13 protein-coding genes and 1 other RNA gene are annotated in these 17,461 nt (G+C 41.2%); 6 read left to right on the top strand and 8 right to left on the bottom strand.

Going from position 1 to position 17,461, the window contains the following annotated elements; translation table 11 throughout:
• Positions 1-3 precede the first annotated feature (3 nt).
• From DVR12_RS23240 to amaB, 5 genes are all read left to right on the top strand, one after another.
• Entirely contained in the window at positions 4-909 is a 906-nt protein-coding gene (locus DVR12_RS23240) for a Ppx/GppA phosphatase family protein (RefSeq protein ID WP_116978202.1), read from the top strand.
• 69 nt (positions 910-978) lie between these two features.
• Entirely contained in the window at positions 979-1,794 is an 816-nt protein-coding gene (gene panB, locus DVR12_RS23235) for a 3-methyl-2-oxobutanoate hydroxymethyltransferase (protein WP_116978201.1), read from the top strand.
• A gap of 550 nt (positions 1,795-2,344) precedes the next feature.
• Positions 2,345-3,415, top strand: a complete 1,071-nt coding sequence (locus DVR12_RS23230; protein ID WP_116978200.1) for a saccharopine dehydrogenase family protein — start codon at positions 2,345-2,347, stop codon at positions 3,413-3,415.
• A 12-nt stretch (positions 3,416-3,427) separates the two neighbouring features.
• Entirely contained in the window at positions 3,428-4,318 is an 891-nt protein-coding gene (locus tag DVR12_RS23225) for a DUF1338 domain-containing protein (RefSeq protein WP_116978199.1), read from the top strand.
• 25 nt (positions 4,319-4,343) lie between these two features.
• Entirely contained in the window at positions 4,344-5,873 is a 1,530-nt protein-coding gene (amaB, locus tag DVR12_RS23220; RefSeq protein ID WP_116978198.1) for an L-piperidine-6-carboxylate dehydrogenase, read from the top strand.
• 279 nt (positions 5,874-6,152) lie between these two features.
• On the opposite strand, the gene DVR12_RS23215 is transcribed toward amaB, so the two are convergent.
• The gene (locus DVR12_RS23215) at positions 6,153-6,686 is read right to left on the bottom strand and encodes a histidine phosphatase family protein (protein ID WP_116978197.1); all 534 of its coding nucleotides are present in this window, start codon (positions 6,684-6,686) and stop codon (positions 6,153-6,155) included.
• Positions 6,687-7,068: 382 nt separating this feature from the next.
• Between DVR12_RS23215 and DVR12_RS23210 the strand changes: the two genes are divergently transcribed.
• Complete coding sequence (locus tag DVR12_RS23210) at positions 7,069-8,763, top strand: S8 family peptidase (protein ID WP_199417182.1); 1,695 nt, start codon at positions 7,069-7,071, stop codon at positions 8,761-8,763.
• An 80-nt stretch (positions 8,764-8,843) separates the two neighbouring features.
• On the opposite strand, the gene DVR12_RS23205 is transcribed toward DVR12_RS23210, so the two are convergent.
• From DVR12_RS23205 to rnr, 7 genes are all read right to left on the bottom strand, one after another.
• Complete coding sequence (locus DVR12_RS23205; protein ID WP_116978196.1) at positions 8,844-9,251, bottom strand: DUF4870 domain-containing protein; 408 nt, start codon at positions 9,249-9,251, stop codon at positions 8,844-8,846.
• Positions 9,252-9,317: 66 nt separating this feature from the next.
• An RNA gene (gene rnpB / locus DVR12_RS23200) (RNase P RNA component class A) lies at positions 9,318-9,682 on the bottom strand.
• A gap of 43 nt (positions 9,683-9,725) precedes the next feature.
• Complete coding sequence (locus DVR12_RS23195) at positions 9,726-10,778, bottom strand: Smr/MutS family protein (protein ID WP_116978195.1); 1,053 nt, start codon at positions 10,776-10,778, stop codon at positions 9,726-9,728.
• Between the two features lie 140 nt (positions 10,779-10,918).
• On the bottom strand, positions 10,919-11,386 hold the full coding sequence (locus tag DVR12_RS23190; protein ID WP_116978194.1) for a DoxX family protein: 468 nt from the start codon (positions 11,384-11,386) through the stop codon (positions 10,919-10,921).
• A 48-nt stretch (positions 11,387-11,434) separates the two neighbouring features.
• Positions 11,435-13,072, bottom strand: a complete 1,638-nt coding sequence (locus DVR12_RS23185; protein WP_116978193.1) for an amino acid permease — start codon at positions 13,070-13,072, stop codon at positions 11,435-11,437.
• A gap of 168 nt (positions 13,073-13,240) precedes the next feature.
• A complete protein-coding gene (locus DVR12_RS23180; protein WP_116978192.1) occupies positions 13,241-14,212 on the bottom strand; it encodes a polyprenyl synthetase family protein in 972 nt (323 codons plus the stop codon).
• Positions 14,212-17,460 carry a ribonuclease R gene (gene rnr / locus DVR12_RS27950; RefSeq protein ID WP_233522449.1) on the bottom strand — a complete coding sequence of 1,083 codons (3,249 nt, stop codon included), beginning with the start codon at positions 17,458-17,460 and terminating at the stop codon, positions 14,212-14,214. Before rnr ends, DVR12_RS23180 begins: the two co-directional genes overlap by 1 nt.
• Position 17,461 lies beyond the last annotated feature (1 nt).

The following is a 17,461-nucleotide window of genomic DNA, read 5'->3' as shown; positions in this document are numbered from 1 at the left end:
TAGATGAAACTAGCTGCTATCGATATAGGTTCTAACGCCGCAAGGCTGCTTATAACAGAAGTATCGCCCAATACTAAAGGGATTATCGACTTCACCAAGGTTAATCTGGTGAGAGTTCCTTTAAGATTGGGCTTAGACGTATTCGACAGTGGTTATATTTCAGAAAAAAGAGCCGAACACCTGATCAGTACGATCAAAGCATATAAACTGTTGCTGGATGTTTATGAGGTCAAATATCTGAAAGCCTGTGCTACCTCAGCGATGCGCGGCGCCAGTAACGGCAATCACCTGATCGAACGGGTTAAAGATGAAACCGGAATTGAGATCAGTGTTATTACCGGCCAGGAAGAAGCAGCTTTCATTTTCGAGAACCACATCGCAGAAACTATGGATAAGTCAAAATCTTATCTGTACATCGATGTTGGTGGTGGTAGTACTGAAGTTGCGCTTTACAGCAAAGGCCAGCCGGTTTTTAAAGAATCTTTTGATATAGGTACCATCAGGCTTTTACATCAGCAGGTTACCGATACACAGTGGCAACAACTGAAAGACTTCCTGAAAGCTCAGCTGAAAAATACTGATCCTGTTATTGCTATTGGTTCCGGTGGCAACATCAATAAAATCTTTTCACTGTCGAAACGTAAGGAAGGCAAGCCATTAACATTGGAGGTCCTTAAAGATTATTATAAAGAATTCAGCAACTTCACCGTACAGGAACGCATACACTTTTACAATATCAGGGAAGACAGAGCCGACGTTATTGTTCCTGCTCTACAGATCTATATCAACATTATGAGATGGGCCAACACAGATGAGATCTATGTTCCTAAAATTGGGTTGGCCGATGGCCTGATACACGCGCTGTACGAAGAGATTGCAGCAAGTGCCCAAATCCCCGGCCGCACATAAAAAACTTTTTCATTTATCTAATTATATTGTAACCTTTGCAGTTATTATTAACTACAAAGACAACTGCTTATGTCTGTTCACAAAGAAATTAAGCGCGTCACCACTCACACATTGCGAAAGATGAAGCATGATGGTGTAAAAATCTCCATGCTTACTGCATACGACTATTCAATGGCTCGTATTTTTGATGATGCAGGTATTGATATGCTGTTAGTCGGTGATTCGGCTTCCAATGTAATGGCAGGACATGAAACAACCCTTCCTATTACATTAGACCAGATGATTTATCATGCTTCTTCAGTTGTAAGAGCAATAAATCGCTGTTTTGTAGTGGTAGATCTGCCTTTTGGATCTTATCAGGGCAATTCAAAGGAAGCATTGCAATCGGCGGTTCGGATTATGAAAGAAACCGGGGCTCATGGCGTTAAAATTGAAGGCGGAGAAGAAATCATTGAGTCGGTAAAACGTATTATTTCTGCTGGTATTCCCGTATTGGGCCACCTGGGCTTAACTCCTCAATCGATCTATAAATTTGGCACTTACGCCGTTAGAGCTACTGATGAAGATGAAGCCAAAAAACTGATAGCTGATGCCAAGCTATTGGAAGAAGCAGGATGTTTTGGTATCGTGCTGGAGAAGATTCCCGCTCAATTAGGCCAAAGAGTTTCTGAAGCGCTGGGCATTCCTACCATCGGTATCGGTGCAGGTAAATATGTAGACGGACAAGTACTGGTGATGCATGATATGCTGGGCATCAATAAGGAATTTAAGCCTCGTTTCCTTCGCAGATACCTCGATCTTTATGAGGTGATATTGGGCGCTACAAGGTCCTATATTCAGGATGTTAAGTCTAACGACTTCCCTAATGAGAATGAACAATATTAAAATAAGAGAAGCAGATTGGTTGAGTTAAACAATCTGCTTCTTATTTAACCCCATACTACTTCTCCTGATCTTCCAATCGCTGAAATTCATTTAAGCGTTTTATTGATTTTGTTGGATAGAAACATTGGTTTTTAACCTTAAAAAAGTAAGTGTCAATCATCCTAAAAACAAACATTAAGAAATTGTTTAGGTTGTTTTCATTCTATTTACTTATATTTGTTTGATACTTTAGGTAGACAAATGAATTATCTGTTAAACATACAGCTTTCTTTACTTTCCTATCTCAGGAGCACCTGCTCCCATGTGCCTTAAGTAGTATTACTTACAAATTTTCTATTCCTGATTTATTTTTTCACAAACCGCTGAAACGGTTAGTCGTGTTGTATTTCATCATTGTTATACATGCTTGTATGCATTTGTAATGATGTTGGATTGATATAATATTTTGATGATTATTATATCTGTTTAACAACATGCCTGATTGTTAACGGTAACGCCTATACGTAAAATTAAAACTATATAGAGTTTCCATCAGCAAAAAATTCACTTTATGAAACGTGTTATGATTATTGGCGCCGGTAAGATTGGCGAAACTGCTGCATTTCTTTTACAACAATCGGGCGATTACGTAGTTACGTTAGCCGATAGCAATGAAGCATTGCTACAAAAAAATACGGACGCCCGTATACGTAAATTAAAGCTGGATGTAAATAATGCTACGGCCCTGCAACAAGCCTTACAGAGTGAAGATATGGTTTTAAGTGCCTGCCCTTTCTTCCTGAATGTAAAAATAGCTGACGCAGCAGCTAAAGCACATACACATTATTTCGATCTCACTGAAGATGTAGCCACTACCAATGCAATACGTGAGATTGCGGCAAAATCGGATGTTAGCTTTATGCCTCAGTGCGGCCTGGCACCTGGTTTTATCAGTATTGCAGCGCATGATATTGCCAAACAATTTGATACCCTGGAAGCCGTACGCCTGCGTGTTGGCGCCCTCCCACAGTTCCCGACAAACAGCCTTATGTATAACCTCACCTGGAGTACAGACGGTTTAATCAATGAATACTGCAACCCGTGTGATGCCATCTACGAAGGCACTCGCAAGGAAGTAATGCCTTTGGAAGGATACGAACGTTTTGCCCTCGACGGTATAGAATATGAAGCCTTTAATACCTCTGGCGGATTAGGTGCACTGGCCGAAATATTAGAAAATAAAGTATATAATCTCGACTATAAAACTGTAAGGTATCCTGGCCATTGCCATCTTATGAAGATTTTATTGAATGAGTTAAAATTGAATAAAAAAAGAGAGACGCTGAAGGAAATAATGGAAGATAGCATACCTTTCACCCCTCAGGATGTGGTACTGGTATTTGTATCGGTTTCTGGTACTATAAATGGTCGTTCTGTTCAACGTTCCTATTCCCGTAAGATCTATAATCAGCTTATTGAAGGAACTGATTTTACAGCCATTCAGCTTACCACTGCCGGAGCTGCATGTGCAGTTATTGATCTGCACGCCAAAGGGATACTTCCAAAAGAAGGATTTATCCGTCAGGAAGATGTTTCTTTTAATGATTTGATCAATAACCGTTTTGCGGTATACTATAACTAGAATGCAACAACTATGTTACAAGATGTTTTAAATGGTTTAATGGAACGCTATCAGCAAAGGGTTCCGGACGTTGAAGCTGTTATTAAAGCTATGATCAGTGAAGGCATTATCAGCAAAGCCGATGATATCGAAAACGATCATATTGCTTTCAGAACAATGGGAGTTCCACAGTTGGGTGTACAATCTCTGGAAAAAATATTTCTGCATTACGGTTATACCAAAAGAGAGAAATTTTATTTCGCCGGTAAAAAGCTGGATGCCTGGTGGTATGCACCTCCGGCACCTCAATATCCACGTATTTTCATCAGTGAATTAAGGGTAAGTGAATTAAGTGAAAATGCACAGCAAATCATTCAAAGCTATACCAATGAAGTGGTAAGTGATCCGGTAAACAACCTGGATCTGGATGATGCCAAAGCCGTAGATAAATTTTTGCATAGTGCTCTATGGCGCACCCCTACCCTGGCAGATTTCAAGGCGCTTGCAGCAGAAAGCGAGTATGCCGCCTGGGTTATCTACAACAGATATTACCTCAACCACTTCACCGTAAGTGTTCATAATCTGCCAGCCGGATATAATACCATCGCTGAATTCAATAACTTCCTCGAAAAACATGGCTTCATCCTTAATGATGCCGGTGGAAAAATAAAAACCAGTCCGGATGGTAATCTGCTACAATCCAGCACAGTGGCAAAGATGATTGATGCCACCTTCGCAAATGGAGAAGTATTTCCAATAGCAGGTTCGTATGTAGAATTTGCCGAAAGGAAGGTTCTACCAGCTTTTCAGCACCTACAGAGCGACGAAATTAAAAGAGAACATCGCCGGGAAGGATTCGAAACAGGGAATGCCGATAAGATTTTCGAAAGCACCTACTCAACCCAAACAAAAAAAAGTTCCTAATTTAGTTTGATAATACACCAATATAATGGCTGAAGACATTTTAAAAATATTTGATATTGCGCCATCCCAAAGTGGCGTAAGCACTGGTCAGCACTGGTTAGCCGCACATGGTGAGGCTATTACCTCTGTTTCTCCTGTAGATAATAAAGAGATTGCAACCGTTAAAACAGCTACCCGTGAAGATTATGATCAGGTAGTAGCTGTGGCCCAGGAAGCCTTTAAAGTATGGCGTACCTGGCCGGCTCCTAAACGTGGCGAAGTAGTAAGACAAATTGGGGAAGCCCTCCGTGCCAATAAAGAGCATTTGGGCAAACTGGTGTCTTATGAAATGGGTAAAAGCCTTCAGGAAGGCTATGGAGAAGTACAGGAAATGATTGATATCTGCGACCTGGCTGTTGGGTTATCCAGACAATTACATGGTTTAACCATGCATTCGGAGCGCCCTGGTCACCGCATGTATGAGCAGTGGCACCCACTGGGTATTACTGCCATTATTTCTGCCTTCAACTTCCCTGTGGCGGTTTGGAGCTGGAACAGTATGCTGGCCTGGGTTTGCGGAAATGTTTGCATCTGGAAGCCTTCAGAGAAAACACCTGTAACAGCCCTGGCTTGTCAGCATATCGTAGCTAAGGTTTTTGCAGCCAACCATGTTCCGGAAGGAGTATGCTGCCTGATCACCGGCGGCAGGGATGCCGGTGAATGGATGGCTCACGACAAGCGTATTCCATTGGTTTCTGCCACAGGTTCCACCAGAATGGGTAAGGCGGTGGGAGCTGCCGTGGGTGAAAGATTAGGCCGTTCATTACTCGAATTAGGTGGAAACAATGCCATCATCATCAGCGCCGATGCCGACCTGGATATGTCGTTGATCGGTGCCGTATTTGGCGCGGTAGGAACAGCCGGACAAAGATGTACTTCCACCCGCAGATTAATCATTCATGAAAGTGTTTACGACAGCTTTGTTGCCAAATTAGCAAAAGCCTATGCACAGCTGAGAATTGGTAATCCATTGGATCAACATAACCATGTAGGCCCATTGATCGATAAAGCAGCTGTAAACGCTTACTTAGACTCTATAGAACAAATTAAGCAACAGGGCGGCAGCTTTGTTGTGGAAGGCGGTGTTTTAAGTGGCCCGGGATACGAATCCGGATGCTATGTAAAACCATGCATTGCAGCAGTGGAGAATACCTACGATATAGTTCAGCACGAAACATTTGCCCCAATCCTCTACGTAATGAAATATCAGACGCTGGATCAGGCAATTGCCATGCAAAATGATGTACCACAGGGGTTATCGTCAGCTATCATGACTTTAAACCTGCGGGAAGCAGAACAATTCCTTTCCAATGCCGGTTCTGATTGTGGAATTGCCAATGTGAATATTGGTACTTCAGGCGCTGAAATTGGTGGTGCTTTCGGAGGTGAAAAAGAAACAGGAGGAGGAAGAGAAAGTGGCTCTGATGCCTGGAAAGCATACATGAGACGTCAGACTAATACAATCAATTATTCTACGAGCTTACCTTTAGCTCAGGGAATTAAGTTTGATTTTTAATAGATTAAGTAATGCTTTTTTTTGCAGCTCCGAGGCTTTTGCCCCGGAGCTTTTAATTTTCATGAAGGGAGAGGCTTCCGATCAGATTTTTAAAAGCGATTGATAAACAATTCTATTTCTTGATCGTTTAAACAAACAATTAATGCCATTAGCCGGCAAAGCATGATCTTAAAAATAGTAGCGAGGTTAGAGAACCCCGCTTTTCGTTAAACGGAAACCATGCTTATGAGAAAAGTAGCTAATAGCGGAAGCCATTAATTACCCTTCCGACTATAAATATTAAACTTTTTTCTGAGAATTCATATTCAACGTTTGTGCTACTGCCGGCTTTCCTTTATTGACTTTTACCAGTAACGCCTTTCCGCAACCCTTATCATGTAAGGATTTGGCATCCTTCCCTTTCACTCCGGCCTCTCTAATTAAGGATGCTACAAGCTCGGGATCGCTACAAATTACAATGGTTTTTCCCTTGTTTCTGTTTATCATGTCCTTTAAAATACTAGCCGTAAGCTCCTGGTCTCCGTTTAACCGAAAGTATTCGAGTTTTTGCTTACGATGCTCCGCTAAGGGAGTAACTGTGGCAACAGATCGATTTGCATAAGTTGTGTAAATGTTTGCGATTTCCATTCCTTCTAATACATCTACCAGGCTTTTTGCCTGATCCTGTCCGTTGGTGCTTAAACCTGGATCTGAAGAGGGGGAACTTTCCGTTTCAGCTGAATTCACAAAAATAATGGTGGTTTCTTCCGGATCGGCCTTTGCTACTAATGTACCGGCAGCAAATAATACGGCCATCATAAGAGTTTTCAACATGACTGATAGTTTAATGATTAATGATGAGTGAAATGGGTTTTGTTAAAATATGGAAATAGTTTTGGGGATGAGTAATTGGGGTATGGGGTAAAAGAACATCCTAAAACTACAATAATGAAGTTTTCACCCAAACAATATAATGATCAGTGGTAAGCTCATTAATCGACCTCTAAGGCTAAAATCCTCTCCCCTGCTAAATTTTCATACTTTCCCGAATTTCAATGAGTTAGCTTAAATTAAATGATAAGAGAATTAACGTGTTTTTAACGCTCCAATCAACCTACCTTTTGTACGTTTATCATTAAAGTTTAATGTAATAGCGGCTTTTTGTATACCTTTATCATTATCATGATACTTTTAAATATCGGGAAAATTATAGAACATGAAATTGTTTAGTCGAGAGGTGGCAATCTTCGCTGGTTGCCTGGCATTGATGACAACTTTTACAGTGAATGCTTCAGCTCAAAGTAAAGGCCCATTACCGAAAAATTGGCATTTGTTAACTTACGAAGTTGATAGTGTCTACGGTACATCTACAGAAAAAGCCTACAAAGAATTGTTAAAAGGCAAAAAAAGCACCCCAGTTATTGTAGCTGTTATTGACTCCGGAATTGATACTTTACACGAAGATCTCAAATCGGTATTGTGGACTAATCCGCGCGAAATACCTGGAAACGGAAAAGATGATGATCACAACGGATATATCGACGATATACATGGCTGGAACTTCCTCGGAGGTAAAGATGGCAGCAGTTTGCAGGAAGATTCTGAAGAGGCAGCCAGAGAATATTTCAGAATAAAAGATAAATATCATAACCCGGATTCTGCTTTAACGCAGGATAATAAGGATTATGCTATCTGGCAGCAAGTTAAAGTGAAGATAGAACAATCCAATACCCAGGAAAAAATGGAGTACCGTAGCATGGCTAAGGTGCAGGAAAACGTAAATAAATGCGAATCTATCCTGAAAAACTTCCTGGGCAAGGATGATTTTACTGTTGGGGAACTAGACAGCATCCAAACAACCAATCAGGATGTTTTGCTGGCTCGCAACTTCATGAACAGACTGTTGAAGAGTACTCCTGGAGAGGCTCCAACCTTCCAGGAATTCAAAACAGAATTCGATGAGTATATGAAAGACCTGAAGAGAAAAGCTCAGGCAAGTGATACTCCTCCAAATGCCAACAGACAAAGAATTGTTGGTGATAATCTCGAAGATATCAACGACAACAAATACGGAAATAATGATGTGATGGGTAAATTTGGTTTCCATGGAACCCACGTTTCCGGTATCATTGGCGCTGCCCGTAACAACGGAGTAGGTATCGACGGTGTAGCAGATAACGTAAGGATCATGTTCGTAAAAGCTGTTCCGGATGGAGATGAAAGAGATAAAGACGTTGCATTGGCGATCCGCTATGCGGTTGACAATGGTGCCCAAATCATTAATATGAGCTTTGGAAAGCCATTTTCTCCTCATAAGGACTGGGTAGATGATGCTGTAAAATATGCAGAATCCAAAGGGGTTTTATTGATTCATGCAGCCGGAAATGATGGCAACAACAATGATTCAATTCCAAACTACCCTAACCCTAACTATTTGAGTGGTGGTAAAGCAAGCAATTTCATCACTGTTGGTGCAAGCAGCACAGGCAGAGGAAATGATAAAGTAGCCAACTTCTCGAATTACGGGAAAAGTGAGGTCGATTTATTTGCACCAGGTGTACAGATCTACTCCACAGTACCAGGAGGAAATACTTACAGATCTGCCAGCGGAACCAGTATGGCTTCCCCTGTAGTAGCCGGTGTAGCTGCACTGGTATTATCCTATTATCCGGACCTCAGTGCTCAACAGCTGAAATATGTGTTGGAAAAAAGCGCTACTCCTTTACCGGATGGCACCAAAATGGTAACCAAACCAGGCACAAAAGACGAACAGGTAGAATTTTCTGAACTCTCTAAATCTGGTGGCATAGTTAATACCTATGAAGCGTTGAAATTAGCTGCTACTCTGAAAGGCGAGAATGTGAAAAAGAAACAACATAAACCAAAGTTGAAAACAGTTAATAAAAACTAGTTGGTTTATTAAAAATAAATTGCCCCTTTCATCAACCGTTAATGGCTATATGAAAGGGGCATTCTTATTTAAGAAACATCTTACTTTACCAGGCGTAAACTTAATGGGTACTTATAGCTTTCTCCTTTGCTGGCTTTAATTGCAGCCACTATGCTAAAGATTATGTTTACCACCATTATTATACCTTCCAACCCGCTATTCCTCCAGTGGAAAATGGTAAAGCCATGTGACCACCACATTGAACCCAACTCCCAAAATCCGTCTCTGATGCTGCTTATAACATTCAGGCCAACCAGCACTATACTGATAGTGATCTGAAAATTAATAGCTTCCTTTCCCTGCTCATCGTACCATTTGGATTCGTTACGTTTTAAAATCCAGAGAATGAGCACAGCAATAACATTACCGACCCTGGGTATAATGGAAATGCCGACAATACCGGCTAAATGTACCAAGGTGCCCCAGGTACGTTCATCTTTTTGATCCATATGATAGAGATATTAAAATTATTATGGAAGATAAAGGGGTTATTTCAGATTTTCAAAAGGAAAATAAAAAACTACAAACCTGTAAGCCGGATTCTGTTCTCTACGAAGTAGAGATGCTACCATTTATCTGCGACAACGCTCACACGTTGTCTGTATCTGCCTACCCTCGGTCTCGGACGAGCAGCCCTCAAACGACCGTATACATGGCATTTCAGCACGCAAGGTTTACCCGCTCTAACAGTTACCTGTCAATGCCGTGGGCTCTTACCCCACATTTTCACCCTTACCTCTACAGAGCAGAGGCGGTTATTTTCTGCGGCACTAGCTGTTCCTGGCGGCTGCCAGGACCCACCAGTTAGGTGGTGCGTTGCTCTACGCTGTCCGGACTTTCCTCGTCATCTTATCAATGAAGCGGTAGCACGGTTTGTAGTTAATTACAAAGATATAGATTAAATCTCTCAGTAAATCAATACTTTAGCGAAAAGTGATCTCAGTGGCCCCATACCCATATTTTGCATGGTACTGATTCACAAAATTGGCTACTTCCGGAGTACGTCGGAGAATATTATGAATTTCCTCCTTCAGTTTGCCCTTACCCACTCCATGAATCACCACCAAACTATGCTGATGATGACTGATGGCTAAATCCAGATACCGTTGAAATGCATTCAACTGAACCGCCAGAATAGCAATATTGCTCATTCCTTTATGATTCTTCTCTAATGCTTCGATATGCAAATCCACTTCCTGCTGCGGTACAACTGTAGTTTCAGGCTGTAACTGAATTTTGCTCAGTAGGCTTGCAAAATTGCCTGAACCTATACTGGTAATAGGAGCCGACTTTTTCTTCGAAGGTTCTGGCTGAGGAACCGGATCTGGTTCTTTGGGTGGAAACTTATCGAATAATGTATAGGTTAAAGTAGCTTCAGCTTTAGCTCTTAGTTCTTCCAACTGCACAAACATCTGCTTTGGCTTAATTTTCCAGGTTTTCTTAACAGAAGGTGCCAATCCGGGCTGAGGTTCTTTCAGGAAGAAAGTAAACTCAAATCTTGGATTATCATTCAGGTAAGGGAATAAAAGATCTGCCAAATAAAAGTGATTGTATGGAAGAATTTCATTCTTGATTTCCATATCCAGCTGGTTATTCAGCCATATCTGGAAATAGAATCTCATAGCATGCGGAGTATCATTAAACAGATGGAATTTCATCAATTTAACAACTTCATCATAACCATCTGTTTCATATACAGGCAAAACCGATAAGAAAACACCCTTATCAGTTTTAAAAACTTCATACTTACGTCGGTCTACTTTGATCTCATCCCCTGGTACTAATTTAGGTTTGTCTTTTACCAATTTTTGTTGGGTAAACCTATGGAAGTATGGAAAATCGATCTGATCTAAATAAACAGGGAAAGAGGTTCCTTTTAATTCAATCATCACCATATTATCATTCACTATATCCACTACTGTGCCCTCTTCCTTAGTGCTCAACAGTAATATTTTATCGCCTATTTGATATTTCATAATTGCATTCTTCAGATGCAAAAGTATTTTTTTCTCTCAAAGCTGCAAAGCAGCATTTTTAGGAGATGGGTTGCCAGAAAGCAAAAAGGCATAAAACCCTTAAGATTTTATGCCTTTAATTACTTTGTTTTTGGAAGAACTTAAAAGTCTATATACTTATCTCTGAATTCTCTTCCGGGATGTCTCCGCATGTATTCATCTACTGAAATACGGCCACTACCCTCAATTACGAAAAGAATTAATAATGCTAATACTAATATTGAAAGTCCAAGGAGCTGATATTCGCTAAACAATCCCGTTGGGGAATGAACAAAAAATACAGCGCCTATTAATACCGGAATATTCAATAATGCAGCTAATCTGGTAAATAACCCCATTGCAATAAACAGCCCACCAACACAATGGGCAAAAACTACGTAGTGACCCAACATTACCGACAATGCGGCTAAGCCGGGATTCTGATTAATTACGGCTATGAGTGCATTCCTGTCCATTACAAACTTTATACCCACAGCCATTAGAAAAATCCCCAGCAGAATGCGTATAGCACTCAGCCAGTTGGGATGATGTGTATCCCCCCAGTGTTCAATCCGTTGTAGCGTGTTCATAAAATAAAAATTTTAGGATCAAAGAGCTACTATGAAGTTACTAAACTATTACGAGTTAACAGCGTTTTTCAGCTTGCTATTGTAGTAGCTATACCCAAAATAAATTGTTAAACCTATGAGTAACCAAATGCTGAAAACGACCCAGTTTTTAAGCCCTATTTCTGTCATCAGATAAAAACAGCTTAACATACCCAAAACCGGAATAAGTGAAAGTTTCTTTGTGAAGGAAAAATAAGTCATGATAATAGTGGCTATCACGAATAAAAAGAATGGGATATTATGTTTCCATACCTCCCAGCCACCACTGAAGGATAGCTTTTCGGCTAATCCGCTTCTGAATAATACCGCAAACAGAATAACTATTGCTGGTACGATAATCCGGCCATTGATATATGGAAGTTGAAAACGTTTGGTTGTAGCTTTTTCCTCTCTTGGCAGCAATAATACCCCTCCACAAACCAGGATAAAGGCAAACAAGGTACCTATACTTGTAAGATCTGTAACGATAGTAAGGTTAAGGAAAAGAGCCGGAATTCCTACGATTATACCTGTAATAATGGTTGCAAAGGAAGGAGTTTTGAAGCGTGGGTGGATTTTACTGAATTTCTTTGGCAGTAATCCATCTCTGCTCATACTCATCCAAATTCTTGGCTGGCCAATCTGAAACACCAACAGCACACTCATAGTTGCTATTACAGCGCTCACGGAAATAATATAACTAATCCAGGTCAACCCTACTTTATCGAATACAAATGCCAATGGATCAGCCACATTTAAGGAGGTAAACGGTACCATCCCTGTCAGCACAAATGAGATCAGAATATATAATACTGTACAGATTATCAGAGAGTAAATCATTCCTTTAGGCAGATCCCGCTGTGGGTTAGCACACTCTTCGGCTGTTGTACTTACTGCATCAAAACCGATATATGCAAAAAATACGGCAGAAACACCATTTAAAACGCCTGAAAATCCATTTGGCATAAAAGGATGCCAATTGGAGGTGTTAACGTAAAAAAAGCCTACTACAATCACAAACAGGATAACCAGAATCTTGAGCGCCACCATCAGATTGGCACTACGTTTACTTTCCTGAATACCAACATATGCGAGATAAGTGACGAGTACAACAACAAAAAAGGCAGGTAGATTGAGTATAATAGGTAAACCCGCTATCTTGGGAGCTGCTGCAATAATTTCAGGGGTAGCACTATCATAGTTGCTTGCCAACCAGACAGGAAGGTCTAATCCCAGGCCATGTAATAAGTTGTTGAAATATCCGCTCCAGCTAATGGCCACCGCTATATTACCGATGGCATATTCCAATATTAAAGCCCAACCAATAACCCAGGCAGCCAGTTCGCCAAAAGTTACATAGGAATAGGTGTAAGCACTTCCTGATACCGGTACCCTACTTGCAAATTCTGCATAACATAATGCAGAGAAACCGCAGGTAACAGCCGTAATAATGAAGAGTATCGAAACAGCAGGGCCACCGTGAAAGGAAGCCTCACCAATAGTTGAAAAGATACCGGCTCCTATTACTGCGGCTATTCCCATTGCCGTAAGGTCTTTTACTTTCAAGACCTTATGCATACTCCCTGTTTCATGACCCTCAGTAAATCCTTCTTTAGAATCTTTAATAATGGCGGCAAGTGACTTTTTACGAAACAGCGAATTTGACATTGGCTAAGGAATTAGATTACAGGTTGTCTAAATTTAATAAATTTTGTTGTTGCTATATTGCAAAAATGCTGCGCACCTGATATTGTCTTCAGACTTAATCGGTGCGCAGCATCTTTCTTATGTCCTGAAAATAGACACGCGAATATAATGCGATTTTAAATATAAAACTTATTGCTGCCGTTCCAGTAAAAAGTTAGCTAATTCTTTCAATGGTTCTTTTCTTGCAGATAAGACGGCAATTTCATCTAAGTTATTAAAAGCCAGTTGGGTAAATCTCTCCTTTTCCTTTTCAGCCCATTTATCAACTTTGCAGCTGCTAAATACATCCAACACCTTGTTTACCTTATCATCCGGCGAGGAAGTTAACAGCTTTTTCAGCTGCTCTTTTTCGGCAGGGTTACATAATTCAAAGGCTTTAAGCAAAAGGAAGGTCTTTTTATTGACCAGGATATCGCCCCCTTGTTGCTTACCGAATTTCTCAGGGTCGCCAAAGGCATCCAGGTAATCGTCCTGGATCTGGAAAGCAATTCCAACATTCTTTCCGAAGGCGTAAAGATGCTGCTGGTTTCCATCTCCGGCTCCACCTATGATGGAGCCCATTTGTAAACTTGCGGCCAGCAATACGGAGGTTTTCAATCCGATCATATTTACATAATCGTCGTATTGTACGGCTTCAGGGTCCAACGATTCGAAATCCATATCCATTTGCTGTCCTTCGCACACTTCAATGGCTGCGCGGTTAAAGACAGAAATGATCTTTTGCTTGTATCCGGCATTCACTTTATTCAGATGCTCATATACATTGATCAACATTACATCTCCGGCCAGGATGGCTGCCGATTCACCGTATACTGTATGGGCAGTTGGTTTACCTCTTCTCAGCGGCGCCTTGTCCATAATATCGTCGTGCAATAATGTAAAGTTATGAAACAGTTCTACCGCTGTTCCGGCTTCAAATGCATCGGGATTTAGCTCATTAAATAATTCGTTACCCATTAAACATAAAACAGGACGTATACGCTTCCCTCCCATGTTTAGAATATGACTGGCAGAATTATACAGTGTTGCAGGTTGTTCCGGGAACTTTTGCTGATCAAAATATTGATTAAACTGCGCTATTAACTCTTTAAATGAATGCATTATTTACGCTTTTTCTTTTCCGTCTTTTTAGGAGCAACCTTTTTATCTGCCTTTTTAGGAGCTGATGTTTTAGTTACTGTTTTTTTTGTTGAATCATTTATTTGCCGGCTGGAAGACTTAGGTGTTGCCTTTTTTTTAGCCGCCCCTTTTTTAGGAGCTGCTTTTTTGGCTACTGCTGCCTTGGTTCCGGATTTTTTAACAACCTTTTGAGCTGCCGCCTTTTTCTTGGGAGCTGCCTTTTTAGCTTCTACTTTGGCTGCAGTTTTTGCAACAGCCTTTTTTGCTGCTTTTTTGGCTGATGCCGGAGCTTTAGATGATTTAGTGATTGGAGCCGCCTTCTTAACTTCAACTTTTTTCGCTTTCTTTTTAGCGCTGCTTACCACAGGTGTTGCCTTCTTCTTCGGCTGCTCTTTTTTCACAGCAACGGATTTTTTTGTTTCCTTTGCTTTCTTCCCGGCAGCCGTTGTTTTCTCTTCCTTTACATTCTTTTTAGCAGCCGTTTTCTTAGTATCGTTATGTTTCTTGCCGGCAGCCGCTTTTTTAGGGGCTACTACACTTTCTTCTTTTGTATTCCTGGTTTTCTTCTTTGGCGTCGCTTTTTTAGAAGCTACTTGACTTTCGACTTTAGAATCCTTCAGTTTCTTTTTAGCAGCGGCTTTTTTAGGCGCTACTACACTTTCTTCTTTTGTATTCTTAGCCTTCTTCTCTGGTGCCGCTTCCTCTACACTTTTTTCTTTAGAATTCTTCAATTTCTTCGTAACCGCTTTTTTAGGTGCTACTGCACTTTCTTCTTTTGCTTCTTTTGCTTCCTTCGCTTTCTTCTCTGGTGCTGCTTCCTTAGGAGCGATAACGTTTGTTTCTTTAGACTTCTTAAGTTCCTTTTTGGCAGCTGCTTTTTTAGGAGCTACTGCACTCTCTTCTTTTGTAGTCTTAGTTTTCTTCTTAGGACCTTCCGGACTTAATGTACCAGAGTCCTTAATTGTAACTCCTGCTTCTTTCGTCACTTCCTCTATCTTTTCAGGAGTTGGATTTGCAGGGGCCGGTGCTTTCACTTCTTCTGTGGTAGCTGGAGCAACGGCAATATGAGTTTCTGCTTCTACAACATCCACAATTGGAGTTGGAGTAGGTTCGCCCAACGAAACAGGAGGAATTGGAGCAGGAGTTGGTTGACGCCTGATTTTTTCTTTCTGTTTCTTTTTCTCCGGTGCAAATGGAGGCCTGTTGGTTCTGCCTTTTGGAGCATTAGCCGCATAAGTGGTGCCGCTCAATTCTTCTTCCAGATCGTAATCCAGTTGGCGTTTAGCAAGATTAGCTGCAACTACCCGAATGGAAACTTTCTGACCAATACTGAATTTACGGCCGGATGCTTGTCCGACTAATGAATATTCATTCTCGTTGTATGTAAAGTCTTCTTTTTTGCTGAGGTTATGAATACTGATAAGGCCTTCGCACTTAGTATCGATAGTTTCAACCCAGAATCCAAAATGAGAAACGCCACTGATTACACCTTCAAAGGTTTCACCAATGAACTGCTGCATGTATTCTACCTGCTTATATTTGTTACCTGCTCTTTCGGCTTCCATAGCCTTTCTCTCCATTTCTGAGCTATGCTTGCACTTTTGTTCCATCTGTTTATCCGGATGCACATTATTGCTCAGGCATTCGGCCAATACTCTGTGTACGAGTACATCGGGGTATCGGCGAATCGGGGAGGTAAAGTGACAATAATCGGCGAACCCAAGACCATAATGGCCAATATTATCGGTTGTATATGCGGCTTTCGCCATCGTGCGGATACCCAGTGTTTCCAATACTGGCTGTTCTGGTTTCCCTTGCACAAATTGTAACATATAATTGAAAGAACGGGCGATGCTATCAGGGGTTGAAAGATCAAAACGATATCCAAACCTACCTGCAAACAAAGAAAATATTCTCAGCTTTTCAGGATCCGGAGTATCGTGTACCCGGTACGGGAAAGGCACTGGTTGTTTATTTACCTGAATTTTGGCTACATAGGTAGCAATAGTCCGGTTGGCAAGCAGCATCAGTTCCTCGATCAATTGGTGGGCCTCCTTGCTCTCTTTGATTACAATACCCAGAGGCTTACCATGTTCATCCAGTTTAAATCTTACCTCCTGGGATGAAAAATTGATAGCTCCTTTTGCAAAACGTTCTGCCCTGAAAGTTTGTGCAATTTTATTCAACAATAATACTTCCTCTTTATATGGGCCCTCACCTGTTTCAATAATCTCCTGTACTTCCTCGTAGGTAAACCGGTGGTTGGAATGTATCACGGTTCTACCAATCCAGTGTTGCTTGATTTCGCCCTTTTCATTCATTTGGAAAATGGCGGAGAAGGTCAGTTTATCTTCGTGAGGGCGCAGTGAGCAAAGTTCATTTGAAATTTTCTCAGGTAGCATTGGTAAAACCCTGTCTGGCAGGTAAACAGAGGTAGCCCGTTTATCGGCTTCGAGATCCAGTGCGGTTCCAGGTCTTACGTAATGGCTAACATCGGCAATATGTACACCGATTTCATACCATCCGCTTTTCAGTAAACGAATTGAGATAGCATCATCAAAATCCTTTGCATCTACCGGGTCGATAGTCATTGTAAGAACGTCTCTGACATCTTTACGTCTGGCTACTTCTTCATCAGAAATATTTTCCTGAATCCGGCTTAATTCGTTGAGTACCTCGGCAGGGAAATTTAAAGGGAAGCCGGCTTCCACCAGGATTTCCTTCATAGCCAGGTCATTTGTGTCGTTGGCATCCAGAATTTCGACGATTTCGCCAACTGGTTTTTTAGATTTTTCGCCCCAGGCAACAATCTTTACGACAGCTTTATCACCATCCTTTGCATCCTTAATAGAATTGGCAGGGATGTATACATCGGGCATAAACAGCCCTTTATCTGGTATTAAGAAGGCAAACCCTTTGTTTAATTGCAAGGTGCCTGTAAATTCGGTTTTACTACGTTTAGTGACATCCGTTACAACCCCTTCCATCCGGCCTTCGTGCCGGCCCTGTTTCAAAACTTCTACCAATACCTCGTCTCCATCCAATGCGGTGCTAAGATTCTTTTGCTTTACCATGATATCCCTTGGCAAACCTTCTACGATGACAAAAGCCATTCCCGACCTGGTTACTTCTACCAGTCCTTTATAGACTCTCTTTGATCCGTTATTATTTTGCTGCTGGGGAAAATGGTTACGTTTATCTTTCCGCTTATTTTTCTTTCTTTTACTCATG

This window comes from Chitinophaga silvatica, from assembly GCF_003419895.1.
Classification (GTDB): domain Bacteria; phylum Bacteroidota; class Bacteroidia; order Chitinophagales; family Chitinophagaceae; genus Chitinophaga; species Chitinophaga silvatica.
The sequence above is the reverse complement of the archived record's forward strand: the minus strand, read 5'-3'. Positions and strand labels throughout refer to the sequence as shown.

Excerpts from the sequence above, each read along its gene's own strand:
- DVR12_RS23240 (WP_116978202.1), top strand. The coding sequence starts at position 4 with ATGAAACTAGCTGCTATCGATATAGGTTCTAACGCCGCAAGGCTGCTT.
- rnr (WP_233522449.1), bottom strand. The coding sequence starts at position 17,460 with ATGAGTAAAAGAAAGAAAAATAAGCGGAAAGATAAACGTAACCATTTT.
- amaB (WP_116978198.1), top strand. The coding sequence starts at position 4,344 with ATGGCTGAAGACATTTTAAAAATATTTGATATTGCGCCATCCCAAAGT.
- DVR12_RS23215 (WP_116978197.1), bottom strand. The coding sequence starts at position 6,686 with ATGTTGAAAACTCTTATGATGGCCGTATTATTTGCTGCCGGTACATTA.
- DVR12_RS23210 (WP_199417182.1), top strand. The coding sequence starts at position 7,069 with ATGAAATTGTTTAGTCGAGAGGTGGCAATCTTCGCTGGTTGCCTGGCA.
- panB (WP_116978201.1), top strand. The coding sequence starts at position 979 with ATGTCTGTTCACAAAGAAATTAAGCGCGTCACCACTCACACATTGCGA.
- DVR12_RS23180 (WP_116978192.1), bottom strand. The coding sequence starts at position 14,212 with ATGCATTCATTTAAAGAGTTAATAGCGCAGTTTAATCAATATTTTGAT.
- DVR12_RS23230 (WP_116978200.1), top strand. The coding sequence starts at position 2,345 with ATGAAACGTGTTATGATTATTGGCGCCGGTAAGATTGGCGAAACTGCT.
- DVR12_RS23225 (WP_116978199.1), top strand. The coding sequence starts at position 3,428 with ATGTTACAAGATGTTTTAAATGGTTTAATGGAACGCTATCAGCAAAGG.
- DVR12_RS23190 (WP_116978194.1), bottom strand. The coding sequence starts at position 11,386 with ATGAACACGCTACAACGGATTGAACACTGGGGGGATACACATCATCCC.
- DVR12_RS23185 (WP_116978193.1), bottom strand. The coding sequence starts at position 13,072 with ATGTCAAATTCGCTGTTTCGTAAAAAGTCACTTGCCGCCATTATTAAA.
- DVR12_RS23205 (WP_116978196.1), bottom strand. The coding sequence starts at position 9,251 with ATGGATCAAAAAGATGAACGTACCTGGGGCACCTTGGTACATTTAGCC.
- DVR12_RS23195 (WP_116978195.1), bottom strand. The coding sequence starts at position 10,778 with ATGAAATATCAAATAGGCGATAAAATATTACTGTTGAGCACTAAGGAA.